Raw genomic sequence first — 25,338 nt, forward strand, 5'->3', positions numbered from 1 at the left:
GCCCCGGCCGGGGCCCCGCCGCGTGGATCAGCGCTGGCGCGCCTTGAGCGCCTTCTCCGAGATGGGCTCGTCGCCGCTGGCGCGCCGCAGGCGGTAGTACTCGCGGGCCTCGTCCTGCCGGATCTTCTCCGCGCCCGACGCGATGGCGGCGCGCAGGTGCTCGGGGCCGTAGCCCCAGGCGTCGACGAGATCCTGGGCGTGCGGGCGCAGCCGCGCGATGAGGCGGTCGATGTACGACGTCACGGTGCGCGCCCGCTGCCCGGAGAGCCGGCCGTTGATGAGGTACCAGGCGAGGTTCTTCTCGATGACCGTGAGGCCGTAGAGGTCGCGCACCCACGTGAGGACCTGACGCGTGCCCTCGTCCGAGATCGAGCTCAGCCCCTGCGTGAACGCCTCCCACTGGACGAGGTCGGCGTGGGCGCGTGCGGCCTCGATGAGCTGGTGCTGGTGGGTGTTGAACAGCTGCGCGGCGGCGACACGGGACAACTTGCTTGCCGGGCGCAGCGCGGTGCCGAGCTCCGCGACCATGGCCTCGACGCGGTCCGTGAGGAGCTCTCGCTGCGTCGCCTCCTCGCGCAGGTGACCGGCGGACCGGCGGACCGAGCCGGAGTCGACGATCCCCTGGGCGATCCGGCTCAGGGGTGTCTTGTAGAGCACCGTGTCCGCTGCGCGCTCGACGACGAACCGCGCCATACCGATGCCGTCGATCCCCTTGAGGTCCTTCGAGAAGTCCGTGAGGAGCCGCTTGCCCACGAGCTGCAGCAGGACGGTGTTGTCGCCCTCGAACGTCACGTAGACGTCGAGGTCCGCGCGCAGCGAGACGAGCCGGTTCTCGGTGAGGAACCCCGCGCCGCCGCACGCCTCGCGGGCGGTCTGCAGCACGTCGAGCGCCCGCCACGTCGAGGTCGGCTTGAGGGTCGCAGCCATCGTCTCGAGGTCCTCGCGTGCCTCCGCGGTGTCCATCTCCCCGGAGAACACGGCGTGGAAGAGGTCGAGCAACCGGTCGTGCGCGAAGTGCCCCGCGTAGGTCTCGGCGATGAGCGGGAGCAGGCGGCGCTGGTGCTCGCCGTAGTCGAGGAGCACCTCCTCGTCCGTGTCGGACGCGGCGGTGAACTGGCGGCGCTCGTTGCCGTAGCGCACGGCGATCGCCAGGGCGATCTTGCTCGCGGCGCCCGCAGCGCCGTCGAGGGACACGCGACCCTGGACGAGCGAGCCGAGCATCGTGAAGAACCGGCGTCCGGGGCTGTCGATCGACGACGTGTAGGTGCCGTCAGGTGCGACCTGGCCGTAGCGCGCGAGGAGGTCCTGGAGCGGGACGCGGACATGGTCGAAGTGCAGTCGGCCGTTGTCGATGCCGTTGAGCCCGCCCTTGAGGCCGTCGTCCTCGCCACCGATGCCGGGCAGGAACGCACCGGCCGTGCCGTCGGGCAGCGTCTCGCGGATGGGGACGTAGAAGGCGTGCACGCCGTGGTTGACGGGCCTGCCTCCGGGCGGCGCCGTGACGAGCTGCGCGAAGACGACGGCTGCGGTGCCGTGCTCGCCGGCGTTGCCGAGGTAGTCCTTCCACGCCGCACGGAACGGGGTGTGGATGACGAACTCCTGCGTCGCGGGGTCGTACGTGGCGGTCGTCCCGATGCTCGCGACGTCGGACCCGTGGCCCGTCTCGGTCATCGCGAACGCGCCGGGCACGTCGACGCTCATGGCGCCGGGCAGGAGCCGGTCGTGCTGCTCGGGCGTGCCGAGGTGGAGGATCGCGGCACCGAAGAGCCCGAACTGGACCCCCGCCTTGATCTGCAGCGACGGGTCGGCCGCGAGGAGCTCCTCGAAACCGGCGAGGTTTCCGCCGGCATCGTCCTTGCCGCCGAGACGCTCGGGGAACGCCCGCAGGACACCTTCCTGCTGCACGAGGAGCCGGAGCTGGTCGAGGACGCGGGCGCGGTGCTCGCCGACCGACAGGCCTTCCTGCTTGTGGAAGCGGGGGTCGCCGGCGATCACGCGCGCCGCGGCGCGCAGCTCCGCCCAGCGCCCCAGGAGGTCCTGGCCGAGGGAGGCGACGTCGATGCCCGGGTCGGCGGGCGGGATCCTCGTGTCGGCGGTGGACCGCCCGGACGCGGGACGGTCGGAGAGGGTGGTCATGGCGGTTCCTCCATCGGCGCAGGATCTGCTGGCGTGCGGGTCGGTGCTCAGTGTCGGTGTCCGGGTTCCGGACGGGCTCAGGTGCGGGTGCGGTCAAGTGCGGGTGCGGTCACGGGCGAGGACCCCGACGGGCCCACCCCACAGCCATGCGGTGACGCGGTCGGTGAGCTCCTCGCGGGTGGGTGCACCCGCCTCGGAGCGGTTCTCCAGCCACCACTCCCCGGAGCCGCGCACGAACCCGACGGCACCGGCGCCCCAGGCTGCGGCGTCGGACGGGTCGGCACGCATCTCCTGCGCGAAGGGCTGGGCGACGAGCTCGATCATCGAGTCGAGGAACGGCAGGCCGGGAGCGGTCCGGGTGACGAAGTAGTAGACGTTCGGTGAGTGCTCGATCATCTCGAGGTACACCGCGACCATGGAGCGCAGGGAGTCGCGGGGGGTCGTCGCCGTGCGTGCTGCGTCGGCGAGCGCGTCACGCATCTGCGCGACGACGGCCTCACCGACCGCGAGCTGGAGGCCCGGCTTGTCGGTGAAGTAGCGGTAGACGATGGACTTCGAGGTTTTCGCGTACGCGGCGATCTCGTCCATGGAGATCTCGGGGCCGGCCTTGTGGACGGCTCGTCGTGCGGCGTGCACGAGAGCGATCCGCCGGGCCGCTCGGTGGTCGTCCCAGCGCGTGCTGCGTCCGTCGGCACCGGTCTGGGTGCCGGGAGGCGTCGTCATCTCTGTGGCAGGACTCACAGAACCGACAGTATCAGGTACTGTGGGTGCTGGACATCGGTACGACCTATCCAGCAACGACGCGAGGAGCTCTCTAGTGTCTGGTACCCCGCCCACCCCGACCCCTCCGACCACCCGAGACGCCGTCATCGTCGGAGGGAACCGCACCCCCTTCGCACGCGCGGGCGGGAAGTACTCCACGGCGAGCAACCAGGACCTGTTCACCGCAGCCCTCGAGGGCCTCGTCGCCAGGTTCGGCCTCCAGGGTGAGCGCATCGGCGAGGTGGTCGGCGGCTCGGTGCTCAAGCACTCCAGGGACTTCAACCTCGTCCGCGAGTGCGTCCTCGGCTCCTCGTTGTCCCCCCAGACCCCCGCGTACGACCTCCAGCAGGCCTGCGCGACCGGCCTCGAGGCCGTCATCGGCGTGAGCAACAAGATCCGCCTCGGGCAGATCGAGTCCGCGATCGCCGGTGGGACCGACACGATCTCCGACGCACCCATCGCCGTCTCCGAGGGCCTGCGCCACGTGCTGCTCCGGGCCTCGCACGCCAAGACGCTCGCCGCCCGCGTCAAGGCGTTCTCCGCGCTGCGCCCCCGCGACATCGCGCCGAGCACCCCGCAGACCGACGAGCCCCGCACCGGGCTGTCGATGGGCGAGCACCAGGCGATCACCACCGCCCGGTGGGGCATCACCCGCGAGGCCCAGGACCAGGTGGCCTACGACAGCCACCACCACCTCGCCGCCGCCTACGACGCGGGGTTCTTCGACGACCTCGTCACCCCGTTCAAGGGCCTGACCCGCGACCAGAACCTGCGCGCGGACACGTCCCTCGAGAAGCTCGCCTCCCTCAAGCCCGTCTTCGGCACGACGCTCGACGTCCCGGCGACGATGACCGCGGGGAACTCCACCCCGCTCACCGACGGCGCGAGCGTCGTCCTGCTGGGATCGCGCGAGTGGGCGGCGGAGCACGACCTGCCCGTCCTCGCCCGCGTCGTCGACGGCGAGGCCGCGGCGGTCGACTACGTGCACGGCCACGAGGGCCTGCTCATGGCGCCCGTCCACGCCGTCCCCCGCCTCCTGGCCCGCAACGGGCTCACGCTCGACGACATCGACTTCTTCGAGATCCACGAGGCGTTCGCCTCCACCGTCCTCACCACGCTCGCCGCGTGGGAGGACGAGGACTACTGCCGCACCGAGCTCGGCCTCGACGGTGCGCTCGGGACGGTCGACCGCACCCGCCTCAACGTCAACGGCTCGTCGCTCGCTGCCGGGCACCCGTTCGCGGCGACCGGCGGCCGGATCGTCGCGACCGCCGCCAAGCTCGTCGCAGCGCGCGCCGCCGAGACCGGCCGCCCTGCCCGCGCGCTCATCTCCGTCTGCGCCGCCGGCGGCCTCGGCGTCGCGGCCCTCATCGAGTCGGCGGACGCCGGGAACGAGGCAGCACAGTGACCGACACCTACACCTCGCTCGTCAACGGGGGACTCACCGGGACCCTCGCCAAGAAGCTCGGGCTGCCCCGCCCCGCGATCCTGCGCCGGTACAGCCCGGGCGCACCGCCCGTCCCCGGGCCGGTGCTCGTGCTCGGCGGGACCGTGGGGACCGGCAACGACGCGGACGTCGTGGCACAGCTGCTGCTCAACGACACGGTCGGCGGTGGCACCGAGATCGACGTCCGCCGTCACCCCGCCGGCGCCAACGGACCCCGGTGGGGCGCCATCGTCGTCGTGCTCACCGAGGCGGCCCACCCGGACGACCTCTCCGGGCCGATGCTCGAGCTCGCGGGCGCCCTGCGCTCCCTCGAGCGCGGCGGCCGCGTCGTGACGATCTCCCGGGCCGCCACACCCGACGACGCACCCGCCGTCGCCGCCGCCCGGCAAGGGGTGGACGGGGTGCTGCGGTCGCTCGCGAAGGAGCTGCGGGCAGGCGCGACCGGCAACGGGATCGTCCTCACGGGCGACGTCCCGCTCGCCGCACCGTCCGTCGGCGGGGCGCTCGCGTTCCTGCTGTCGACGAAGTCGTCGTTCGTCGACGGCCAGTTCCTCACCGTCTCCAGCAGCGGTGGCGCGCCGGCCGACGACCCCTCGCGTCCCCTCGCCGGGCGGGTTGCCGTCGTCACCGGGGCCGCGCGCGGCATCGGTGCGTCGATCGCGCGGACCCTCGCTCGGGACGGTGCGACCGTCGTCGCCGTCGACGTCCCCGCAGCCGGTGAGCAGCTCGCCGCCGTCGCCAACGAGATCCACGGCACGGCGCTGCAGCTCGACATCACGACGCCCGACGCCGGGCAGCGGATCATCGAGCACGCCAGCGCGCGCCACGGTGGCCTGGACATCGTCGTGCACAACGCAGGGATCACGCGGGACAAGCTGCTCGCCAACATGAAGCCCGAGACGTGGGACTCCGTGCTGGCCGTGAACATCGCCGCTCAGCTGCGCATCAACGAGGCCCTGCTCGCGTCCAGCGTGTTCCGCGACGCGCCGCGCATCGTGTCGCTCGCCTCGACGAGCGGGATCGCAGGGAACCGCGGCCAGACGAACTACGCGGCGTCCAAGGGCGGGGTCATCGGGATGGTGCGGGCCACCGGCCCGCTGCTCGCCGACGTCGGGGGCACGGCGAACGCCGTCGCCCCCGGGTTCATCGAGACCGAGATGACGGCCCGGATCCCGTTCGCGACCCGAGAGGTGGCACGACGCCTCAACTCTCTGCAGCAGGGCGGGCAGCCGGTCGACGTCGCCGAGGCCGTCGCGTTCCTCGCCTCACCGGCTGCTGGCGGGATCAGCGGGACGGTGCTGCGGGTGTGCGGCCAGAACCTCGTAGGGGCGTGAGCGACGTGACGGCGAACGGTCGGACCGCGGGCACGGACCGCCCGACGACGGTGCGGACGCTGCCCGACGTCCCAGGGCTCGGCGGGCTGTACGCGCGGGCAGTCGCACCACGACCCGGCCGGGTGCTCGCACACCTGCCGGGCCTCGGCCGGCAGGACGACGCCGGCGCGCCGTCCCTGCCCGACGTGACGTACCGGGTGGCCGGCGTCGTCGCGGACCCGGAGCGCCTGCTCGCCTACCAGCGGCTCCTCGGCGAGCCGGCGGACGACCGGCTCCCCGCGGGGTTCGTGCACGTCCTCGCGTTCCCCGTCGCCATGGCCCTCATGGTCCGTCCCGACTTCCCGCTGCCCGTCGCGGGCATGGTGCACCTCGCGAACCACGTGACCGTCCACCGGCAGATCACGGCCGACGAAGAGCTCGAGGTGCACGCGTGGGCGGACAACCTCCGCCCCCACCGACGTGGCACGCAGGTGGACCTCGTCACGGAGGTCGCTGCCCGGTACGGCGAGGGGGACGCGACGCGCGTCGTGTGGCGCGGCGTCTCGACGTACCTCGCCACCTCCTCCTCACCCGCCGCCGCGACACCCCCCGACCTGTCCGACGCCCAGCGACGCGCCCAGAGCCCGGCGTCGGACAACTCCGGGAGCGCGCTCGAGCTGTCCGACGCCTACGGGTCGTCGCCTCGTCACGACGCGGACACCCGGGCTGTGCGGTTCCCGACCGGTCGGTGGACGCTCGACGCTGCCACCGGCCGCCGGTACGCCGCCGTTTCCGGGGACCGGAACCCCATCCACCTCAGCGGCCTCACCGCGAAGGCGTTCGGGTTCCCGCGGGCGATCGCCCACGGGATGTACACGGCGTCGCGCGCGCTCGCCGAGGTGGGCCTCGCTCGCGGCGACGCGTACGAGTGGACCGTGGAGTTCGCCAAGCCCGTCCTGCTGCCCGGTCGGGTCGCGGTAGCGATCACCCCCGACGGTGCGGCCGGGTTCGGGCAGGGCCCTCGCGCCTACCGGTACGTCGGCTGGAACGCGAAGAGCGGCAAGGAGCACTTCACCGGGGCGGTCACGCCTCGCTGATCCGCACCACGTGCGCGCCGGGCACTGCGGGGCTGTGGCGGGTCAGGACCGGACCGCTGCACCTCGCCCCGCGACCTGAGCGCGGCTCGCGCGGCACTCGGGCTACGCTCGGCGCCGTGTCCGACGTCGTCCACTACCGCGAGTACCCGCTGGGCCGTGCCGGGCGGGTGCTCGATGCCGTGTGGGCCGTCGTGTGGCCCGCCGTGGTGGGGGGCGCGCTCGGAGCAGCGGTGCTCGTCCTCGGGCTCGCCGTCATGGAGCAGGACGCGACGCTCACCGTCGACCTCGAGGCCAGCGCGCGCCGTGCGCTAGGTGTCGCCGTCCTCGTGCTCCTCGTGCTGTGGCTCGCCGCGTGCCTCGTGAGCGCGGCGCGGTCGCTGCTCTACGCGCGCCGGCTCACCCGCTACCGGGGCGACCCGGCGTGCCAGGCCACTCCCCCGACTCCCGCCCAGCGCGCGGTCGCCAGGGCCGGTTACGGCACGAGCGACATGAAGCCCTTCTCGACGTTGCGCATCCTCGGGTTCCTCCTCGCAGGGACCGGCACGTTCCTCGTCGTGCTCGCGCTGACGACGCTCGACAGCGACGGCGCAGCGGAGGCGCTCCTCGGCAGCGCGATCGCCGTGGCGGTGGGCGTCGGGCTCGTCCGTCTCGTGACCGTGCTGCGTCGCCGACTCGCGGCGACGCCCGTGTCCTGGCGGCACAGCCCGACGGACCCCGGCAACGCCGAGCAGCCCGTCCGGGCCGTGCCGCTGCCGGGCCGCTACCGCGTCGCTGTGTGGGCGGACCGGGTCGCGCGAGTGCTCGCGCTCGGGGCGGCCGCCCTTCTCTCCGTCACCGCTTCCGTCGCCCTCGGACCCGCAGCCGGCACGCCCGCCCTGGTCCCGTGGGTCGTGGAGAACGGTCCGGAACCCGGAGCGGGGCTCCTCGCCGCGCTCTTCGCGTCCGCGGTGGCGACGGTCGCGCTCCTCGTCGTGGCGCTCGTCGTCGAGGCGGTGCGACACAGCCTCCTGCTGGGAGTGCTCGACGGGATCGCGGCGGGATCGGACCGCACCACGGACGGGATCCCGGCGACCCGCCCCGACCCGCGGCTCACCGCGGAGGTGCTCGGCGACCGCGGGCCGGTGCGGCGGGCGGCCCAGCTGCTCGCCGGCAGCGCGTCGCTGCTCCTCGTGGTGGTGGGCCCGACGACCGCCGCCGTCGAGGCGCGGACCGGCGCGACGTGGGACGGCGGTCCGGTGCTCGTCGTGGGCGCCGTCGTGGCGATCGTCGTGGCCCTCGGCAGCGAGCTCGTCACCGCGGGCCGGGACCGAGAGCGCCGCAACCGGCTGCTGCGGACGTGGCCGCGGTCGATCTGATCCGCACCCGAGGGCACCGGCCGGATGCCGCCTACGAGGCGAGGCGCTCCGCGGACGCCCGGCCCGTGCCGGCCGGCTGAGCGTCGGTGATCTCCGCCCAGACGGCGTCGAGCGACAGGGCGAGGACGCCTGCGATCGCGGCGATCGTCGGGAACGCCGGGGTGGCGACGCGCCCCGTCTCGATCTTGCGGAGGGTCTCGGGTGAGATGCCCGCGTCGAGGGCGGTCTGGAGGATGGACCGCTCACCCCGGGCGGCGCGCAGGAGGGCACCGAGGCGTCGTCCGCGTTCGACGTCGGCAGAGGTGTGCGGCAGTCGGACCATGCCGATGACTATACCGGGATAGTATTACCGGGACAGTGTTGGACCGACGGACGAGGCCCCCGTGATCGAGATCTTCAGCCCCCGCGAGCTCCCCCGTGCACGAGCGACCGGGGCGCTCGTCGCCCACATCCTCCACACGCTGCGCGACCGCGCGACGGTCGGGACGAACCTCCTCGACATCGACCGGTGGGCCAGGGCGATGATCCTCGAGGCGGGCGCCGTGTCCTGCTACGTCGACTACGCACCGTCGTTCGGCCGCGGGCCGTTCGGCCACTACATCTGCACCTCCGTCAACGACGCGGTGCTGCACGGCCTCCCCCACGACTACCGCCTGCGGGACGGCGACCTCCTCACGCTCGACCTCGCGGTGTCGCTCGACGGCATCGTCGCGGACTCCGCCGTGAGCTTCGTCGTCGGCGCAGCGGCACCCGAGGACCTCGCGCTCATCGACGCGACGGAGCGCGCACTCGACGCCGCCATCGCCATCGCCGCGCCGGGCGCGCGCATCGGCGACCTCTCGCACGCCATCGGGACCGTCCTCACCGACGCCGGATACACCGTGAACACCGAGTTCGGGGGGCACGGCGTCGGCTCGACGATGCACCAGGACCCGCACGTGGTGAACAACGGCCGGCCCGGGCGCGGGTACGCCCTGCGCCCCGGCCTGCTCCTCGCGATCGAGCCGTGGGTCATGGCCGACACCGCGACCCTCACGACCGACCCGGACGGCTGGACGCTGCGCAGCGCCACCGGCTGCCGGACCGCGCACAGCGAGCACACCGTCGCCATCACCGACGACGGGGCGGAGATCCTCACCCTGGCGCCGCAAGCCTGAGCCGCAGCCTGTCCCGGACCCGCAGGGACCTGTCCCGATCCACTTAGTATGAGCGGCATGTCCCAGCCCTTCGGTCCGCCGCCGCCCCCACCGCCGCCCCCCGGGCACCTCCCGGACGGGCACGGTGCGTCGCACCAGGGCCCGCCGCACCAGGGCCCGCCGGCCCACCCGCAGAGCGTGGGGGCACGCCCGCCACGTCCCCGGGGCGTCGTGATCACCTGGGTCCTGGCCCTGGTCCTCGTCGTCGGCGCGGCCGCAACGGGGGCGCTCGCACTGACCGGGGTCCTCGGTCCGTCCGAGGACACGCAGGCCACGGAGGATGCCGAGGCCGCGGAGGACACCGAGGAGACGGAACGAGCTGACGACGACGCGTCCGACGACGAGGCCGACCAACCGCCGCCGGACGGCCCGGTCGCTCCTGACGGCACCTGGGCACCCGACGAGTGGACCGTGACTGCCGCGGACGTCGCAGCCTCGGGACTGGCGCCCGACGCCGGTGCGCTCGTCTTCTTCCCGCGGGAGAGCGGCGTGCCGGTCCTCGACGGGGTCGCGCTCATCCAGCTCTGGGCGAGCGAGACATCGGTCGGGCTCATCGGGGTCGATGCTGCGACGGGCGAGCACCTGTGGGTGCTCGACCTGGCGACGGACGGCGGCTACGCCCAGTGCTCCGTGCACACCTTCGACGAGTTCGTCTGCGTGGGCACGACCCCGGCCGACGAAGGCATCCTGTTCACGGTCGATCCGGACACCGGTGCGCGGACCGACCTCTGGTCCGGCGCGAAGGTCCTGCCGCTGATCTCGCCGGAGGGGTTCGTCACCATCGACGGCGCTCGTGTCGAGATGTACGACACCCACGGCGACCCCCTGTGGACACATGACGTCAAGAACGCCTCGAACGTGCGCGTCACGGCCCTGACGGACGATCGACTGGTGGTCCTCACCTCCACGTCGGTCTCGCTCCACGACACGGAGGACGGCGCCGAGCTCTGGAGCAACCCCGTGAGCGGTTCGACCAGCGCGAAGATCCTCGACGACGGTTCGGTGTTCGTGTGGAGCGCAGCGGGGGTGCAGCTCTTCTCAGGAGACGGAGAGGAGCTTGTCGACGCGGAGGGCCAGTTCACGAACATCGACTGGTTCAGCACGACCGCGCCCGACGTCCTCGTCCTCCTGGACGACGAGGACGTCCGGGCCTTCTCGACGGCCGACGGCGACGAGGTCTGGTCGGTGGACAACCCGTCGATGCACTGGTCGATGACGTTCGACGACGTCGTGGTGCTCACCCGCACGGGCACCGACACGGTGACCGCTCTCAGCCTGGAGGACGGCGCGGAGCTGTGGAGCCTGCCCGTGGTGCCGTCCGCGATCACGACGAGTGACGGGGAGAACCTCCTCGTCCAGGATCTCACCGCGGTCACGGCCTACTCGTCGACCGACGGCACGGTCGCGTGGTCCGTGGACGCCGCCGACGTCGGGATCGATGCACTAGCGGCCGTCACGTCACACCACGGCCGGGTCGTCCTCTCGGGCGCCGACGCCGCCGGAGCGCTCGTCACGCACGTCTTCACGCCCTGACGGCGTGACCGGCGTCGGGATGCACGCCGCCGGTCGAGCGGGGGCGACCCCGCGCGGCCTGTGACGCCGCCACCGCAGCGCCCCGCCCGGTCCGGGTCGCCCCGATGGTCGAGGCCCCGGCCCCGTAGCCCGCGAGAAGGACGCGCGGGTCACGGGCCGCGCGTGCGCCGTCCGTCGTGATGCCACCGCCGGACTCCCGCAGGCGCAAGGGAGCGAGGTGCCCGACGACGGGTCGGAACCCCGTCGCCCAGAGGATCACGTCGGCCGGCACGACCTCCCCGTCGGGGAACACCACCCCGTCCTCGACGATCTCCGTGAACATGCCGTGGGACACGAGGATGCCGCCCTCGATCCCCCGCTGGTACTCCGGGATGAGCGGCAGGCCCGTCGCGGCGACGACGGACAGGGTCGGCAGCCCGGCGTCGGTGCGAGCGGCCACGCTGCGCTCGACGTCACGCCCCCACTCGGCATCGAACTCCCGCTCCCCGAACACCGGCGGCCGACGGGTCGCCCACGTCGTCGACGCACCGGCCGCAGCGAGCTGCAGCAGGAACTGCACCGCGGACGTCCCGCCGCCGACGACGACGACGCGCTGCCCGCGGAACTCCTCCGCGGACCAGAAGTCCCTCGTGTGCAGCTGCCGGCCGCGGAAGCGGTCGCGCCCCGGGTAGTACGGCCAGTGCGGCCGGTCCCATGTGCCGGTGGCGTTGATGACCGTCGCGGTCTCCCACGTCCCGGAATCGGTGACGACAGTGAGCGGGCCAGTGGGTCCGTCGTCGGACCGCACCTCCCGGACCGTGACGGGCCGGTGCACCGGCAGGCCGAGGTCGTGCTCGTAGTCGCCGTAGTACCGGGCGACGACGGCGGACGCCGGCTCGGTCGGGTCCGGGGTGCCGAGCGGCACACCGGGCAGGTCGTGGATCCCGTGCGCGGCGCCGAGGGTGAGCGACGGCCAGCGGTGCCGCCACGCACCACCCGGCCCGTCGTTGGCGTCGAGGACGACGAACGACGACCCCGGCTCGTGGCCCCGTCGGAGCAGGTGGTACGCGGCCGAGAGGCCGGCCTGGCCGGCGCCGATCACCACCACGTCGAGCACGTTGCCTCCTCCGGTCGTCTGCCAGGGGAACCCCGCGGCGCGTGGGGCTATTCCGTCGCCGCGTCGGCGGCGCCGCCGAGCCGCGCGAGCAGCCCCTCCCGCACGCCCGGCCACTCCTGCGCGTGCGTCCAGTCGTAGAGCGACGTGCTCCCGCGCACGACGTCGTCGTCCCCGAGGACCGTGAAGGCAAGCCGTCCGGGCGTCGCGTGGGCCGCCTCGATGTCGTGCGTCATCGACGCCGTGGTGTCGGGGACCGCGACGGCCATGCCCGCCCAGAGCTCGTCGTCGACCATGTCCGCGAGCGCCGGGGCGTGCTCGACGGCGAGCGGGACGAGGCGGACCCCGTGGCCGGTGAGAGCGGTGTCGTGGTGCATGCGGCAACCCTGCCAGAGGTGCCGGGCCTGGCTCAGCCTGTTTACCGTGAGCGTGCCGTGGGCGTCGGTGGCGCGTGCCAGAGTGGAGCCATGGCCGACGAGACGACCCCCGACGACGCTTTCGACCCGCCCTCGACGACGCTCGAGCCAGAGGCCTACATCGAGGACGGCGTGTACGACGGTGTCGACCTGCGCGACGTCGACGCGTCGGACTCCCGGCTCATGGACTGCACGTTCAGCCGCACGAACCTCTCGGGCCTGCGGCTCGAGTCGGCCCGCCTCATGGACTGCACGTTCGAGACCGTGACCGCCGACTCCCTCGACGCATCGAGCGGCTCGTGGCAGACGGTGTCCGTGCGGTCGAGCCGCCTCGGTGGCGTCCAGGCGTACGGGAGCGAGTGGGTGCGCGTGACGATCTCGGGCACGAAGATCGACTACCTCAACCTCCGGGACACCCGGCTGACAGGCGTGACGTTCGAGAACTGCGTCATCGGGGAGATCGACCTCACAGGAGTCCGTGCGAGCGACGTCCGGTTCGTCGAGACCCGGGCGGACAGCGTCATCACCAAGAACGCCCAGCTGAAGAAGGTCGACCTCACGGGTCTGCGGATGTCGAAGATCACCGGGCTCGCAGGCCTCAAGGGCGCAACGATCAGCGCCGAGCAGCTGGACGACCTCGCTCCCCTGCTCGCCGGGCACCTGGGCATCGTCGTCGCGGACTAGCGCCGTGGTTGCGGACTAGAGACCGCCCACCGGCTTCACGAGACGAGTCACCACGTACCTCGTCCGCCCGGTGTCGAACGCCTCGAACCCGCGCGACCCCTCGACCGCAGCGAAGCGCCGCATGAGCGGGTGCACCACCCGCGGGAGCCAGGACCCGATGAGCTCGCGCTTGCGGGTGTCGTCGCGCCGCAGGGCCGCCACCACTCCGTCCGTGACGTCCTCCTCATGCTCCAGCACGAGCCCTGAACCCTGCAGCTGACGCATGAGCTCCGGCACGTCGTCGGTAGCCCGGAAGTCGGCGAACAGCAGCCGCCCGCCCGGGCGGAGCACCCGGCGCACCTCCGCGAGGAACGCGGGCACGGACGGGTAGCAGTGCGACGACTCGACGTTGAGCACGACGTCGAAGGATGCGTCCGGGAAGGGCATCGCCTGGGCGTCGCCCCGGACGAACCGCAGCCCGGGCGCCCGCCGGTGGGCGCGGCTCAGCCTCACCGCCGCGGCCGAGAAGTCGAGGCCGACGACGGAGCGCGGCTGGTGGTGACGCGCGACGTACGAGCTCCCGCCACCGCGCCCCGACCCCACCTCGAGCACGTCGAGCCCCTCAAGGCTCACGTCGCCGATGGTCTGCTCGTACAGGTTGATGCACAGCCGGTCCGGCTCGTCCTCGGTCGACAGGACGAGGTCCCCGGCGTCGTCCACCGACGGCGCGTAGCCGTAGTTCATGAACGCCCACTCCGGCCGACGCACCCGCAGCGCGAGCACCTCGTACGCCGCACGCCACCCCAGACCTCGTCTGCTCACGCTCGCCCCCAGCTCGCCGTGGACACCGACGTGCCGCCGGCGGTCCCCACACCCTGGCACACCGGGGTGCGCAGCAGCAGGCTCCGGCGAACAATTGCCTGGGCATCACAGCGCGCGCCCGGCTACGGTCGCAGACCCCGCGCCGCGACATCCGGCGCCCGTCCGAGAGAGCAGCCATGCACACCGAGTTCCCCGTCCCCCTGCCCGGCGCCCAGGCGTCCACCCTCATGTGGGCGCACCCCCACGAGGTCGAGCAGCAGGCGCTGCAGCAGCTGCGCAACATCGCGGCACTGCCGTGGGTCGAGGGCGTACGTGTCATGCCCGACGTCCACCTGGGCAAGGGCGCGACGGTCGGGTCGGTCATCGCGATGCGCGACGCGGTCTCCCCGAACGCCGTCGGCGTCGACATCGGGTGCGGCATGATCGGGGTTCGCACGTCGCTCACCGCGGCAGACCTGCCCGACGACCTCGGGCCGCTGCGTGCCGCGTTCGAGCGCGCTGTTCCCGTGGGTTTCCATGCGCACTCGTCCCCGGTGGACGTCCGGCGCCTGCGTCCGGTCCACGCCGGGCCGGCCAGCGCCGCGTTCGTCTCCGGCACCGAGGCCCTGTGGCGGCGCTTCGAGACGCTGCACGGTGGTGTCCAGCAGCTTGAGGCCCGCGCCCGCAAGCAGCTCGGCACGCTCGGCGGCGGCAACCACTTCATCGAGCTGTGCGTCGACACCGACGACGTCGTGTGGTTGCAGCTGCACTCCGGGTCGCGGAACATCGGCAAGGAGCTCGCGGAGCGGCACGTGTCGATCGCCAAGGGTCTCGACCACAACCTCACGCTGCCGGACCGCGACCTCGCGGTGTTCCTCGCCGGCACCCCACAGATGGACGCGTACCTCAACGACCTGCGCTGGGCGCAGGAGTTCGCGGCACGCTCGCGTGCGGTGATGATGGCGCTCGTGGTCGACGAGGTCCGGCGTGCCTTCACCGGGCTCGACGTCCAGTTCGACGAGGCCGTCAACGTCCACCACAACTACGTCGCGGTGGAGCAGATCGACGGCGCCGAGCTCATCGTCACCCGCAAGGGCGCCATCCGTGCGGGCCGCGGCGAGCTCGGCCTCATCCCGGGCTCCATGGGCACCGGCTCGTACATCGTCCGGGGCCTGGGCAACGACGCGTCCTTCCAGTCCGCGTCGCACGGCGCGGGCCGGCGGATGTCCCGCACCCAGGCGAAGAAGCGCTTCACGACGACCGACCTCGCCGAGCAGACCGCCGGCGTCGAGTGCCGCAAGGACGCCGGGGTGGTCGACGAGATCCCCGGTGCCTACAAGGACCTCGACTCCGTCATCGCCGCTCAGTCCGACCTCGTCGAGGTCGTCGCACGGCTGCGGACGGTGTTGTGCGTCAAGGGGTGAGTGGGGACTCCTCACCGCTCCTGGCGCCGCCCCGGCCGCGACTGCGCCGGTAGGCTCCGGCGCATGAGCGACGCCCTGTTCACGAGCCTGTTCGCCGCCCTCGAGGCGGCCCCCTCGAACACCGAGCTGCGCCTGCAGGTGGCACGGCTCCTGCTCGAGCGGGGCCGCGTCGAGGACGCCGTGACCCACGCGGCGACGGCGCTCACCCACGAGCCGCGGTCGGCGGAGGCGCTCGCGATCCTCAGCGAGGCGACGTCGGCGCTGCGGTCTCCGGCGCCGGCTGATCCGGTCGGTCCGCCCGCGGCGGCACCCGCGGCGCCGACAGACGGTGCAGGCTTCGACTGGGACCGGGCCGAGTCCGACCTCGACGGCGTCGCCGTCCCGCCGCCCTTCGTCGACCCGGCGAACCCGGCGGACCCCGCCGCCGAGGGTGAGCCCCTCCTCGTCGCACCCGGCAGCGGGGAGGTCGCGCCCGTCGTCGACGAGTACACGACCCGCGTGACGCTCGCGGACGTCGGCGGCCTCGAGACCGTCAAGCGCCGCCTCCACGAGTCCTTCCTCGAGCCCATGCGCCACCCCGAGCTGGCGAAGGCGTTCGGCAAGTCCCTGCGCGGCGGGCTCGTCCTCTACGGCCCGCCCGGCTGCGGAAAGACGTTCATGGCGCGCGCCATCGCGGGCGAGCTCGGCGCCCGGTTCCTCACCGCGAACCTCTCCGACATCCTCGGCTCCCACTTCGGGGAGACGGAGAAGAACCTCCACGCGTTGTTCGAGCGGGCGCGCGCACTCACGCCCGCAGTCCTCTTCCTCGACGAGATCGACGCGATCGGCGCCAAGCGCTCGAGCATCGGCACCGGGTGGTCGGGCATGCGCGCCATGGTCGACCAGCTGCTCATGGAGCTCGACTCCATGACGGGGGACAACGACGGGCTCTTCGTGCTCGCCGCGACCAACAGCCCGTGGGAGGTCGACCCCGCGCTCATGCGCCCCGGTCGCTTCGACCGGACGCTGCTCGTCCTGCCGCCTGACGAGCCGGCCCGGGCAGCGATCCTCCACATGCACCTCGACCGGCGCCCCATCGCGGGCATCGACCTCGGCGAGCTCGTCCGCAGCACCGACGGGTTCTCCGGCGCCGACCTCGAGCACCTCGTCTCGTCGGCCGCGGAGCAGGCGATGCTCCGGTCGATCCAGGCGGGCCAGGTCCAGCCGATCACGATGACCGAGCTGCGCCACGTCCTGCGCGAGATCAAGCCGTCGACGGGCGCCTGGATCGCGGCGGCCAAGAACGTCGTCGCGTTCGCCAACACCGACGGGCGGTACGACGACCTCGCGGAGTTCATCGCCTCCCGTGAGCGCCGCTGAGCCGTGACCGACACCGTCGACGCCGCGGTCTACCGCGTCGAGTCGTTCCTCGCGGTGGGTCAGGTGACCCGTGCCGACACCCTGGTGCGCGAGACGCTCGCCCAGCATCCCGGGGACGCGCGGCTGCTGCTCACGCTCGCCAGGCTCCTCGAGCACCAGAAGCGCTGGCCCGAGGTCATCGAGGCCGGCACCGCCGCGCTCGCCGCCGACCCCCGCCACGGGTCGGCCCACGCGGTCGTCGCGTGGGCCGCGATCCAGGTGGGCGACGCCGACCTCGTGACCCAGCACGCCTCTGCCCTTCTCGCCGCGGACCCGCAGCACGGTGTCGCGCACATGTGTCTCGCGTTCGTCGCGGCGACGCACCGCGGACCGGACCGGCGGGAGCGGGTCCGCCGCCACTACCGGCTCGCGCTCGAGCACGGCAGCGGGGAACCGTGGTTCTTCACCAACGCCGCGGCCGTCGAGCGTGCCGTCGGCGACACGGGCGAGGCCCGTCGGATCCTCGATGCCGGGCTGGCGCAGCACCCCCAGGACAGGGAGCTGCTTGAGGCGCGCGCGAAGATCGGGACGACGGACGAGTCGCTGGAGATCATCACCGGGCTCCTCACCGGCTCACCCACCGACTCCACGCTGCAGACCACCTTTCATGCCGTGGTCTCGCGCCAACGCCGGCGCTTCCTCATGATGCTGTGGCTCGTGCCCGCGCTGCTCGCGACCGGGACGGCCCTCGTCGACGGACGCGGTCGCGTCGTGTGGGTCGCGCTCGTCCTCGTCGTGGCGGTGCTCGTCGGGTGCATCCGGTTCTCGTCGGCCGAGAAGCTGCCCATGTCGGTCCGCCGCGAGCTCGCGGCACGGACCCCGTGGCGCAGGGTGGTGCGTGGGTGCAGCACCGTCGCGATCCTCACCGGCACGGTGGGCGGTGTGGTGCTCGCGGGCGGCGGGATCCCCGGAGCGTGGCTGCTCCTGCTCGCGACCGCTGCGTGGGTCGGCGCGCGCGCCGCGAGCTTCTCGTACGAGGTGCGACGCGCGCGGAGCATCGACGAGGTCGCCGCGGCGAGCGTGGAGGCTGAGGGGACGGCGCCCGACGCGCGGTGGGCAGCCCCGGCCATGACGACGCTCGTGACCGACCGGACCGGTCGAGCTCTGTGGACGCCGGTCGTGCTCGTCCCGTTCGTGCTCGTGGCACTGTCCGATGCCGGCCCACCTGCGGACCTCGCTGCCCGGTCCGCCCTGGGTGTCATCGTCGCCGTCGTCGCGCTCACCGCGACCGCCGAGGCTGCCGTCCTTCAGCGCTGGAACCAGGCCGGGTGGTGGCGCCGTGTCCAGGCCGCTGTGCTCGCCCTGACCGCCACCGTGCTGCTCGTCCTTCTGCTCGTGACGTCGTTCGGTCGCCTCCAGGAGGCCACCCGGGCCTGGGGGGACGAGGAGCGCGACACCTCGGGCGAGACGGTGACGGTCCCGCCCGGTTTCCACGAGCCCTCGACGACAGTGCCGCCGATCGAGCTCCCGAGGATCCCACCGATCACGGTCCCGGACTTCTAGGACCGCGCAGCGTCACCGGGAAGCGTCACCGGGGAGCGTCACCGGGTCGCGGGGTTCAGGCGTTCGCGAGCTCGGCGACGATCGCCTGCACCGGCGCCGGACCGCACGCCGACCCGCCCGCGCCGAGCGTCGCGGCCGCCGTCCCGACCAGCCCGGTGAGACCGGTCACCTGCGGCAGCGGACGAGGGTCGTCCACGACGGCCCAGCAGCCGTCGACGACCTCGTACTGCACGGTCGGACCGGCGGCGAGGTAGGACGCGAGCGCCCCGACCAACCGGTCGACCTCCTCGAGCACCGTCCCGACGCCGACGCTCGCGCGGATGGCTCCGGCGTCGTACCCGAGGCGGGACAGGAGCGGGTGTGCGCAGAAGCGACCGTCGCGCACGCCGATGCCGTGCTCGGCGGACAGGTACGCCGCGACGAGGCCGGGGTCGTGTCCCACGACGGAGAAGGTGACGACACCCACTGGGTCGACGGCGTCGGCCCAGGCACGCACGACCTCGACGCCCGGGATCGCTCCGAGGCCGGTGACGAGGCGGTCGCGCAGGATCGCCTCGTGCGCCTCGAGCTCCGCTGCGGGGACCGACGCGAGGGCGTCGCAGGCCGCCGCGAGCGCGACGGCGCCGACGACGTTGGGCGAGCCGGCCTCGTGCCGGGCGGGCGCCGTCGTCCACTCGACGTCGACGAGGCCCACCTGCCGCACGGCGCCACCACCGGCGAGGTACGGCTCACCGGCGTCGAGCCAGTCGCGGCGTCCGACGAGCGCGCCGGACCCGAAGGGCGCGTACGTCTTGTGCCCGGAGAAGGAGACGTAGTCGACGCCGGTCTCCGCGAGCGAGAAGCGGCGGTGCGGGACGAGCTGGGCGCCGTCGAGGGCGACGCGCGCTCCGGCGTCGTGGGCGATCCGGACGAGGTCGGTGAGCGGCAGCGACTCACCGGTGACGTTCGAGGCACCGGTGACGGCGACGAGCGCATAGTGCGTGGCAGCGAGCTCGGCGCGCAACGCCTCGAGCGTCGCGGCGACGGACGACTCGCCCGTGAGGACGGTCGCGCCCCCGGCGCTGCGCTGCCACGGCAGGAGGTTGGCGTGGTGCTCGACGTCGAGGACGAGGACGCGCCCGGGCGTCCCGGACTCGTCCGTCGGGACACAACCGGCGAGCAGGTTGAGGGAGTCGGTCGTGTTGCGCGTGATGATCGTGACGTCGTCCTCGCGGGCGCCGACGAACTCGCCGATGGTCCGGCGGGCCGACTCGTAGAGGGCGGTGGAGACCTGGGAGAGGTACCCGGCACCGCGGTGCACGCTCGCGTACAGCGGGAGCACCTCGGCGACCCGGTCGGCGACGGCGCGCAGCGCCGGCGCGCTGGCGGCGCAGTCGAGGTTCGCGTACGCGACGGTCCGGCCGTCGACGAGCGGCACGCGCGTCTCGGACCCGACGACGGGCAGACATCCTGTGGTGGCGATCGACATGGTGGTCCTCCGGAAAACTCCTGGGGGACCAGCGATGACGACGACCAGACCCCGCGCTTGCCGACGTCGGGCGACGTCGGCCAGGTCTTCACCCGGGGCACCCCACCGCGGAAGGAGGGTTGCCGGCCAGCAAGCCGGGGCTGTCTGCTGGCACTCGTGACCTGTCTCAAGGATCCGGAACGCCTCAGGACGTGTCAACGCGCGAGCCCCATTTGTCTTACATCCTGGACGGGCTGTCTCACGGCGGGGGTCGCGGGTGATCCTCGACCATGACCTACGCCGGAGACCTCACACCCCACGATGCCTGGGCGCTCCTCGCGGAGAACCCCGCCGCCGTCCTCGTCGACGTCCGCACCGAGGGTGAGTGGCGCCAGATCGGCGTGCCCGACGTGAGCGAGCTCCCCGGTGACCGAGAGGTCGCGTTCGTCCAGTGGGTGACCCCGGCCGGACCCAACGAGGACTTCCTCGCCGAGCTCGCGGCCGTCGGTGTGGAGCCGGGCGACGGGCGCCCGGTGGTCTTCCTGTGCCGCTCCGGCCACCGCTCCGTCGCTGCCGCGACCCGGGCCACCGAGGCGGGGTTCAGACCGTCGTACAACGTCCTCGAGGGATTCGAGGGTGACACCGACGCCTACGGTCAGCGGACCGTCAACGGCTGGGTGCGCCGCGGTCTGCCCGCGACGACGTACACCGGGGAACCGTCATGACCGACCGTGACCTCCGTCCCGCGACGCTCGCCGTGCGCGGCGGGCAGGTCCGGAGCAACTTCGAGGAGACGTCCGAGCCGCTCTTCCTCACCCAGGGATTCGTCTACGCCAGCGGCGCCGAGGCCGAGGCGGCCTTCGCGGGCGACGTCGACCACTTCATCTACTCCCGCTACGGCAACCCCACGGTCCACATGTTCGAGGAGCGCCTGCGCCTGCTCGACGGCGCCGAGGCCTGCTACGCGACGGCGACGGGCATGTCCGCGGTGTTCACGTCCCTCGCGGCGCTCGTGACCTCGGGATCGCGGATCGTGTCCGCCCGCGCCCTCTTCGGGTCCACCGTCGTGATCTTCGACGAGATCTTCGCCGGCTGGGGCATCACGGTCGACTACGTCGACGCCCACGAGCTCGACCAGTGGCAGGCGGCGCTGTCCACCCCGGCGGACGTCGTCTTCTTCGAGACGCCGTCCAACCCCATGCAGGACATCGTCGACGTCGCGGCCGTGTGCGAGCTGGCCCACGCCGCGGGAGCCGTCGTCGTGCTCGACAACGTGTTCGCGACGCCCGTGCTGCAGCGGCCGTTCGAGCTCGGCGCCGACGTCGTCGTCTACTCCGCCACGAAGCACATCGACGGACAGGGCCGCGTCCTCGGCGGCGCGATCCTCGGCTCGAAGGAGTACATCGACGGGCCGGTGCAGAAGTTCATCCGCAACACCGGGCCGTCCCTCAGCCCGTTCAACGCATGGGTGCTGCTCAAAGGACTCGAGACCCTGAGCCTGCGGGTCCATGCCCAGACCGCCGCGGCGCTGCGCATCGCCGAGCACCTCGAGACCCTGCCCGGGATCAGCCGGGTGCGCTACCCGTTCCTGCCGTCGCACCCGCAGTACGAGCTCGCCCGGAAGCAGCAGACCGGTGGCGGCACGGTCGTGACGTTCGACCTCGAGGTGCCTGAGGGCACCGATGCGGACACCGCCAAGAAGCGCGCGTTCGCGTTCCTCGACGCGCTCGAGATCGTCGACATCTCCAACAACCTCGGCGACGCGAAGTCCCTCATCACGCACCCTGCGACGACGACGCACCGGCGGCTCGGCCCCGAGGGGCGCGCCGCCGTCGGCATCGCGGAGACGACCGTGCGCCTGAGCGTCGGCCTCGAGGACCCGCTCGACCTCATCGAGGACATCGAGCGCGCACTCGGGCGGGAAGCTCGACGAGCGACCTGATGACGGGATAGCGCCGGTGCGCAGCCAGCACTGAACGGTGCCGGTCGAGCCACACCGCGTCCCACCCTGCCGCGAGCGCGCCCTCGACGTCGGTGGCGGCACTGTCACCGACCATCACGCAGTCCGCCGGCGCGACCCCGAGCGCGTCCGGGCTCCGGGACTGGGTCACCGCTCGAGCGTGACGCTCCGGCGCCACGGCCCCGTCAGAGGTGGACGGTCTCGTTCTCGCCACCGTCGTAGCGCTCACCCTTCCTCTTCGCCTTGAGCAGGCTGAGCACCGTCGCGACACGGCCCGGCCCCTTCCAGTACTCGGCCGTCTCCCCGTGCACGACGACGAGAGCGACACCCGGTGACAACGGCCCGTCAGGGAACCATGCCTGAGCGGACCGGCTCCAGTGCGCCTCGATCTGGAGCGGGTCCGTGACGACCTCCGCCGGCCCGGACACGGAGAGCCACGCGGTGCTCGTCGCGAAGGAGACGTTGGCCCCGGAGCCGGCGCGGATCTGCTGCACCTTGGTGCTGTCGAGGTCCGTGAAGAACCACAGGTCGCCGTCGAAGTCGATGTCCTGCACACCCATCGGGCGGGACACGAGGCGGCCGTCCGACGCGACGGTCGTGAGCATCGCGATGTGCGCGTCCTTGACGATCTCCGTGACCAGGCGCATCGTCTCGTCGTGGGTGGTCGTCCCGTCGGTCTGATCGGTCATGGTGCCTCCTCGGCAAGGGCTCACCGCCCGCTGCGGCGCGCCCGTGCCGTCCACGGTAGGCAGGGATCCGCCGGCCCGCAGGGCGAACCGTCGCGGGCGGCAGACGCCGTGGGCGCGGCCGGCTCCCGGCTCAGACGTCGGTGAGGAGGTGCACCTCGTAGCAGACCGAGGACTCGTGCTCCACGTACGGTCCGTAGCGGGCGATCGGCGTGTACCCGTGGGCGCGGTAGAGCGCGGCCGCCTCGACGAGCAGGTCACCGGTCTCGAGGACGAGGTGCGTCAGCCCGTCGGCACGGGCACGCGCGTGCAGCTCCCGCAGCAGGACGTGACCGAGCCCGCGGCCACGAGCCTCCGGAGCCACGTAGATCCGCTTGATCTCTCCGACCCGTCCCGTCCCGACCTCCGGGTACCAGCCGGTGACTTCCTGCACGGCGCCGCAGCCGACAGCGCGACCGTCCAGGCGCACGACGACGTTCGCGAGAACGTGCTCGCCCCTCGGCACCGGCCCGGGTTCCTCCTCGTCGCCGTAGCGCCCGGCGATCTCGGCGCGCTGCGCGTCACGCAACGTCCCGGCCTCGACGTCGTCCCACGGCACGACGTCGAGGGAGACGAGCCCAGCGGCCGTCAGGGTTGGCGGAACGCCAGCGCGAGGACCAGCGGTGCGAGCACCGCTGCCGGTCGAGGCGTCAGTCGCCGCCACCGCCACCGCCGCCGTCTCCCCCGCCGCCGTCCCCACCCGAGGAGTCACCGCTGTCGCTGCTCCACCAGCCCCCACCATCGGAGCCGCTGTCGCTCGAGTCGCCGCTCCGGCGGGGACGGCCGGCACTGGACGCCCTCCCACCCCACACGGAGATCGCCACGAGGCCGACAATGACGATCCCGACGATGCTGACCCCGATGATCTCCTGCATGTCCATCCGTTCCCGTCGTCGAGCGAGGCGCGTCAGGCCCGAACGAGCGTGCTGAGCACCGAGGTGAAGAACTTCAGCCCGTCGGTCCCGGCGCGCGGTCCGGCGTCACCGGCGGTGCCGAAGCCGACCTCGACCGCGTGCTCGGGGTGCGGCATGAGCCCGACGACGTTCCCGGCCTCGTTCGAGATTCCGGCGATCCCGCGGCGCGAGCCGTTGGGGTTCCAGCCGGAGTAGCGGAACACCACGCGGCCCTCGCCCTCGAGCTCGTCGAGGGTGTGCTCGTCGGCGACGAACTGGCCGTCCTGGTTCTTCAGCGGGACGGTGATCTCCTCACCGACCGTGAAGTCGCGGGTCCACGCCGTGCTCGCATTCTCGACCGTGAGGGTCTGCTCGCGGCAGATGAAGGCGAGGTGGTCGTTCTTCACCATCGAGCCGGGCAGCAGGTGCGTCTCGGTGAGGATCTGGAACCCGTTGCAGATGCCCAGGACGGGCAGGCCGCCCTTGGCCGCGTCGACGAGGGTCTCCATGATCGGCGCGAAGCTCGAGATCGCACCGGCGCGCAGATAGTCCCCGTAGGAGAAGCCGCCGGGCAGCACGACGGCGTCGACCTCCTTGAGGTCGGAGTCCGCGTGCCACAGCGGGACCGCCGTGCCACCGGCTAGCCGGACGGCGCGTGCTGCGTCGCGGTCGTCGAGCGTCCCGGGGAACGTGATGACGCCGACGCGGGCGTCGGTGAGCGCCCCGGTCACAGGCCCTTGACCTCCACGGCAGCGTCGACGACGTTGACGACGTCCTCGATGACGGGGTTGGACAGGACCCGCTCGGCGGCGGCGCGCGCCGCCGCGAGGACCTCAGGGGTGACGTCGCCGTCGACCTCGAGCTCGAACCGCTTGCCCTGGCGGACGCTCGTGAACCCGGTGAACCCCAGCCGTGGCAGCGCCCCGGCGACGGCCTTCCCCTGCGGGTCGAGGATCTCGGGCTTGGGCATGACGTCGACGACTACGCGTCCCACGGGGACTCCTCGTGCTCGGTACGGGCGCAGTGCTTGGTGCAGTGCGGGCTCAGCGGTGATCTTATCGCCCTCCTCACCCGAGGATCAGGGCCGTCCCCCGGGCTGAGACGCACGCGTTCCCGGGCGTCAGTTCTCGGCGCGACCGCGTCGCCAGTACCCCATGAAGGCGACGGAGCGACGGTCGATCCCGAGGTCCCGGACGAGGTGCCGGCGGAGCTCACGAACGACCGCGGCCTCGCCGGCTATCCACGCGTAGCAGTCGCCGAGCGGCCCGGTCTCGTCGGAGTGGTAGAACGGCGTGTCCCACAGGATGGTGGCGTCGATGTCGACGTCCTCCGGCTCGCTCCCGGCGAGCGCATCAGCAGCGGCGAGGATCTGCGCGGCAGCCGCCCGCTCCTCCTGCCGGGCCTGCAGGCACGCACGGACCGCGGCGTCGAGCCGTTCTCCGTGGGGGTGCACCGTGCCGTCGGCCGTGTGCCTCGGCAACCACGTGACCGACACACCGTCGGGCACGGTGACCGGCAGGACGTCGTCGTCGCCAGGGACCTCGATGTAGGCGTGCGCGCGGCTGCCCGCGGGCAGGGACTCGACGATCGCGCTGATCGCCGGCGCGGCCGTCTCGTCGCCGGCGAGGATGAGCGTCGTGGCCGTCGCGGGCGGCGCCCACTCGATCCCGCCCGCAGGACCGTCGTGGAGGAGGTTCGGTCCGTTGAGGACGCACGCGTCGCCCGGGCGGACGGTGGCGACCCAGCGGGCCGCAGGGCCGGGCATGCCGCCGTCGTCGGGGTGCAGGACGAAGTCGACGTCGACCTCGCCGAGCCCCGAGGCGTTGAGCACCGCCGGCCGGGTCGCGCGCACGGTGTACGTGCGGAACGGGTTGCGACGGTCCTCCGGGAGCGCACGCCACTCCTGGTACCAGGACGCTGACTGGAAGTCCTCGGCGCGGGGCACCGAGCCGTCGGGAGCGGGGAGGACCAGCTTGATGCGCTGGTCGAGGCCGTCGCGGCCGAACTCGTCGAGGTCGTGACCGGTGAAGGTCACGCGCAGGAAGGACGAGGTCAGACGGTTGACGCGGCTCACCCTGACGTCGAACGCCCGGTAGGCCGGCTGGGTGCGCTCGACGGTCGCGAGAGTGGTCATGCACCCGAGTATGGCATGCCTAACCTCGCATGGGTATGCCTC

At 72.7% G+C, this 25,338-nt stretch carries 26 protein-coding genes and 1 riboswitch; of the genes, 12 read left to right on the forward strand and 14 right to left on the reverse strand.

Annotated features, from left to right (window positions below; translation table 11 throughout):
* Positions 1-27 precede the first annotated feature (27 nt).
* Both AC54T1_RS01140 and AC54T1_RS01145 read right to left on the reverse strand, forming a co-directional pair.
* On the reverse strand, positions 28-2,136 hold the full coding sequence (locus AC54T1_RS01140) for an acyl-CoA dehydrogenase family protein (protein WP_496910722.1): 2,109 nt from the start codon (positions 2,134-2,136) through the stop codon (positions 28-30).
* A gap of 93 nt (positions 2,137-2,229) precedes the next feature.
* Complete coding sequence (locus AC54T1_RS01145; RefSeq protein WP_484343499.1) at positions 2,230-2,877, reverse strand: TetR/AcrR family transcriptional regulator; 648 nt, start codon at positions 2,875-2,877, stop codon at positions 2,230-2,232.
* 76 nt (positions 2,878-2,953) lie between these two features.
* Here AC54T1_RS01145 and AC54T1_RS01150 point away from each other — a divergent pair, with 76 nt between their 5' ends.
* From AC54T1_RS01150 to AC54T1_RS01165, 4 genes are all read left to right on the forward strand, one after another.
* Complete coding sequence (locus AC54T1_RS01150) at positions 2,954-4,306, forward strand: acetyl-CoA C-acetyltransferase (RefSeq protein ID WP_496910723.1); 1,353 nt, start codon at positions 2,954-2,956, stop codon at positions 4,304-4,306.
* Complete coding sequence (locus AC54T1_RS01155; protein ID WP_496910724.1) at positions 4,303-5,679, forward strand: 3-oxoacyl-ACP reductase; 1,377 nt, start codon at positions 4,303-4,305, stop codon at positions 5,677-5,679. The genes AC54T1_RS01150 and AC54T1_RS01155 overlap by 4 nt, the downstream gene beginning before the upstream one ends.
* Positions 5,676-6,755, forward strand: coding sequence for a MaoC family dehydratase (locus tag AC54T1_RS01160; protein WP_484343502.1), 1,080 nt, complete (start codon positions 5,676-5,678; stop codon positions 6,753-6,755). The genes AC54T1_RS01155 and AC54T1_RS01160 overlap by 4 nt, the downstream gene beginning before the upstream one ends.
* 116 nt (positions 6,756-6,871) lie before the next feature.
* Entirely contained in the window at positions 6,872-8,110 is a 1,239-nt protein-coding gene (locus AC54T1_RS01165; RefSeq protein ID WP_496910725.1) for a hypothetical protein, read from the forward strand.
* A gap of 31 nt (positions 8,111-8,141) precedes the next feature.
* Here AC54T1_RS01165 and AC54T1_RS01170 read toward each other — a convergent pair whose 3' ends face one another.
* The gene (locus tag AC54T1_RS01170; RefSeq protein ID WP_484343504.1) at positions 8,142-8,432 is read right to left on the reverse strand and encodes a helix-turn-helix transcriptional regulator; all 291 of its coding nucleotides are present in this window, start codon (positions 8,430-8,432) and stop codon (positions 8,142-8,144) included.
* 61 nt (positions 8,433-8,493) lie between these two features.
* Between AC54T1_RS01170 and map the strand changes: the two genes are divergently transcribed.
* Complete coding sequence (map, locus tag AC54T1_RS01175; protein ID WP_496910726.1) at positions 8,494-9,267, forward strand: type I methionyl aminopeptidase; 774 nt, start codon at positions 8,494-8,496, stop codon at positions 9,265-9,267.
* A 57-nt stretch (positions 9,268-9,324) separates the two neighbouring features.
* Positions 9,325-10,839 carry an outer membrane protein assembly factor BamB family protein gene (locus AC54T1_RS01180; RefSeq protein ID WP_496910727.1) on the forward strand — a complete coding sequence of 505 codons (1,515 nt, stop codon included), beginning with the start codon at positions 9,325-9,327 and terminating at the stop codon, positions 10,837-10,839.
* Here AC54T1_RS01180 and AC54T1_RS01185 read toward each other — a convergent pair.
* Positions 10,829-11,935, reverse strand: coding sequence for an FAD-dependent oxidoreductase (locus AC54T1_RS01185; RefSeq protein WP_496910728.1), 1,107 nt, complete (start codon positions 11,933-11,935; stop codon positions 10,829-10,831). The two genes, AC54T1_RS01180 and AC54T1_RS01185, sit on opposite strands and share 11 nt — an antisense overlap.
* 47 nt (positions 11,936-11,982) lie before the next feature.
* Positions 11,983-12,309, reverse strand: a complete 327-nt coding sequence (locus AC54T1_RS01190) for a GNAT family N-acetyltransferase (RefSeq protein WP_496910729.1) — start codon at positions 12,307-12,309, stop codon at positions 11,983-11,985.
* Between the two features lie 90 nt (positions 12,310-12,399).
* Between AC54T1_RS01190 and AC54T1_RS01195 the strand changes: the two genes are divergently transcribed.
* On the forward strand, positions 12,400-13,032 hold the full coding sequence (locus tag AC54T1_RS01195; RefSeq protein WP_484343509.1) for a pentapeptide repeat-containing protein: 633 nt from the start codon (positions 12,400-12,402) through the stop codon (positions 13,030-13,032).
* 15 nt (positions 13,033-13,047) lie between these two features.
* Here AC54T1_RS01195 and AC54T1_RS01200 read toward each other — a convergent pair whose 3' ends face one another.
* Positions 13,048-13,833 (reverse strand): class I SAM-dependent methyltransferase, encoded by a 786-nt coding sequence (locus tag AC54T1_RS01200; RefSeq protein WP_496910730.1) that lies wholly within the window; start codon positions 13,831-13,833, stop codon positions 13,048-13,050.
* Positions 13,834-14,009: 176 nt separating this feature from the next.
* Between AC54T1_RS01200 and AC54T1_RS01205 the strand changes: the two genes are divergently transcribed.
* The 3 genes from AC54T1_RS01205 to AC54T1_RS01215 all read left to right on the forward strand — a co-directional run bounded on the left by AC54T1_RS01205 (position 14,010) and on the right by AC54T1_RS01215 (position 18,137).
* The gene (locus AC54T1_RS01205) at positions 14,010-15,236 is read left to right on the forward strand and encodes an RtcB family protein (protein ID WP_496910731.1); all 1,227 of its coding nucleotides are present in this window, start codon (positions 14,010-14,012) and stop codon (positions 15,234-15,236) included.
* Between the two features lie 63 nt (positions 15,237-15,299).
* Positions 15,300-16,595 (forward strand): AAA family ATPase, encoded by a 1,296-nt coding sequence (locus AC54T1_RS01210; RefSeq protein ID WP_496910732.1) that lies wholly within the window; start codon positions 15,300-15,302, stop codon positions 16,593-16,595.
* A 3-nt stretch (positions 16,596-16,598) separates the two neighbouring features.
* Positions 16,599-18,137 carry a tetratricopeptide repeat protein gene (locus AC54T1_RS01215; protein ID WP_496910733.1) on the forward strand — a complete coding sequence of 513 codons (1,539 nt, stop codon included), beginning with the start codon at positions 16,599-16,601 and terminating at the stop codon, positions 18,135-18,137.
* Positions 18,138-18,192: 55 nt separating this feature from the next.
* On the opposite strand, the gene AC54T1_RS01220 is transcribed toward AC54T1_RS01215, so the two are convergent.
* Entirely contained in the window at positions 18,193-19,605 is a 1,413-nt protein-coding gene (locus AC54T1_RS01220) for an aminotransferase class V-fold PLP-dependent enzyme (protein WP_496910734.1), read from the reverse strand.
* 48 nt (positions 19,606-19,653) lie between these two features.
* Positions 19,654-19,767, reverse strand: a riboswitch (SAM riboswitch).
* 107 nt (positions 19,768-19,874) lie between these two features.
* On the opposite strand from AC54T1_RS01220, the gene AC54T1_RS01225 reads away from it, so the two are divergent.
* Together AC54T1_RS01225 and AC54T1_RS01230 are read left to right on the forward strand one after the other, a co-directional pair.
* Positions 19,875-20,309 (forward strand): rhodanese-like domain-containing protein, encoded by a 435-nt coding sequence (locus AC54T1_RS01225; RefSeq protein ID WP_496910735.1) that lies wholly within the window; start codon positions 19,875-19,877, stop codon positions 20,307-20,309.
* The gene (locus AC54T1_RS01230) at positions 20,306-21,526 is read left to right on the forward strand and encodes an O-succinylhomoserine sulfhydrylase (protein ID WP_484343516.1); all 1,221 of its coding nucleotides are present in this window, start codon (positions 20,306-20,308) and stop codon (positions 21,524-21,526) included. The genes AC54T1_RS01225 and AC54T1_RS01230 overlap by 4 nt, the downstream gene beginning before the upstream one ends.
* Here AC54T1_RS01230 and AC54T1_RS01235 read toward each other — a convergent pair.
* From AC54T1_RS01235 to AC54T1_RS01265, 7 genes are all read right to left on the reverse strand, one after another.
* The gene (locus AC54T1_RS01235) at positions 21,474-21,815 is read right to left on the reverse strand and encodes an HAD family hydrolase (RefSeq protein WP_496910736.1); all 342 of its coding nucleotides are present in this window, start codon (positions 21,813-21,815) and stop codon (positions 21,474-21,476) included. The genes AC54T1_RS01230 and AC54T1_RS01235 overlap by 53 nt on opposite strands.
* Positions 21,730-22,233 (reverse strand): pyridoxamine 5'-phosphate oxidase family protein, encoded by a 504-nt coding sequence (locus AC54T1_RS01240; protein ID WP_484343520.1) that lies wholly within the window; start codon positions 22,231-22,233, stop codon positions 21,730-21,732. Before AC54T1_RS01240 ends, AC54T1_RS01235 begins: the two co-directional genes overlap by 86 nt.
* A gap of 130 nt (positions 22,234-22,363) precedes the next feature.
* A complete protein-coding gene (locus tag AC54T1_RS01245) occupies positions 22,364-22,828 on the reverse strand; it encodes a GNAT family N-acetyltransferase (protein WP_484343521.1) in 465 nt (154 codons plus the stop codon).
* A gap of 91 nt (positions 22,829-22,919) precedes the next feature.
* Positions 22,920-23,150: a hypothetical protein gene (locus AC54T1_RS01250; RefSeq protein ID WP_484343522.1), complete on the reverse strand. Its 231-nt coding sequence runs from the start codon at positions 23,148-23,150 to the stop codon at positions 22,920-22,922.
* Positions 23,151-23,176: 26 nt separating this feature from the next.
* Positions 23,177-23,893, reverse strand: coding sequence for a phosphoribosylformylglycinamidine synthase subunit PurQ (purQ, locus tag AC54T1_RS01255; RefSeq protein ID WP_484343523.1), 717 nt, complete (start codon positions 23,891-23,893; stop codon positions 23,177-23,179).
* Positions 23,890-24,156, reverse strand: coding sequence for a phosphoribosylformylglycinamidine synthase subunit PurS (gene purS, locus AC54T1_RS01260; RefSeq protein ID WP_484343524.1), 267 nt, complete (start codon positions 24,154-24,156; stop codon positions 23,890-23,892). The genes purQ and purS overlap by 4 nt, the downstream gene beginning before the upstream one ends.
* 126 nt (positions 24,157-24,282) lie before the next feature.
* Complete coding sequence (locus AC54T1_RS01265) at positions 24,283-25,296, reverse strand: siderophore-interacting protein (RefSeq protein WP_484343525.1); 1,014 nt, start codon at positions 25,294-25,296, stop codon at positions 24,283-24,285.
* Between the last annotated feature and the right edge of the window lie 42 nt (positions 25,297-25,338).

The organism is Sanguibacter sp. Z41_6 (assembly GCF_059621145.1).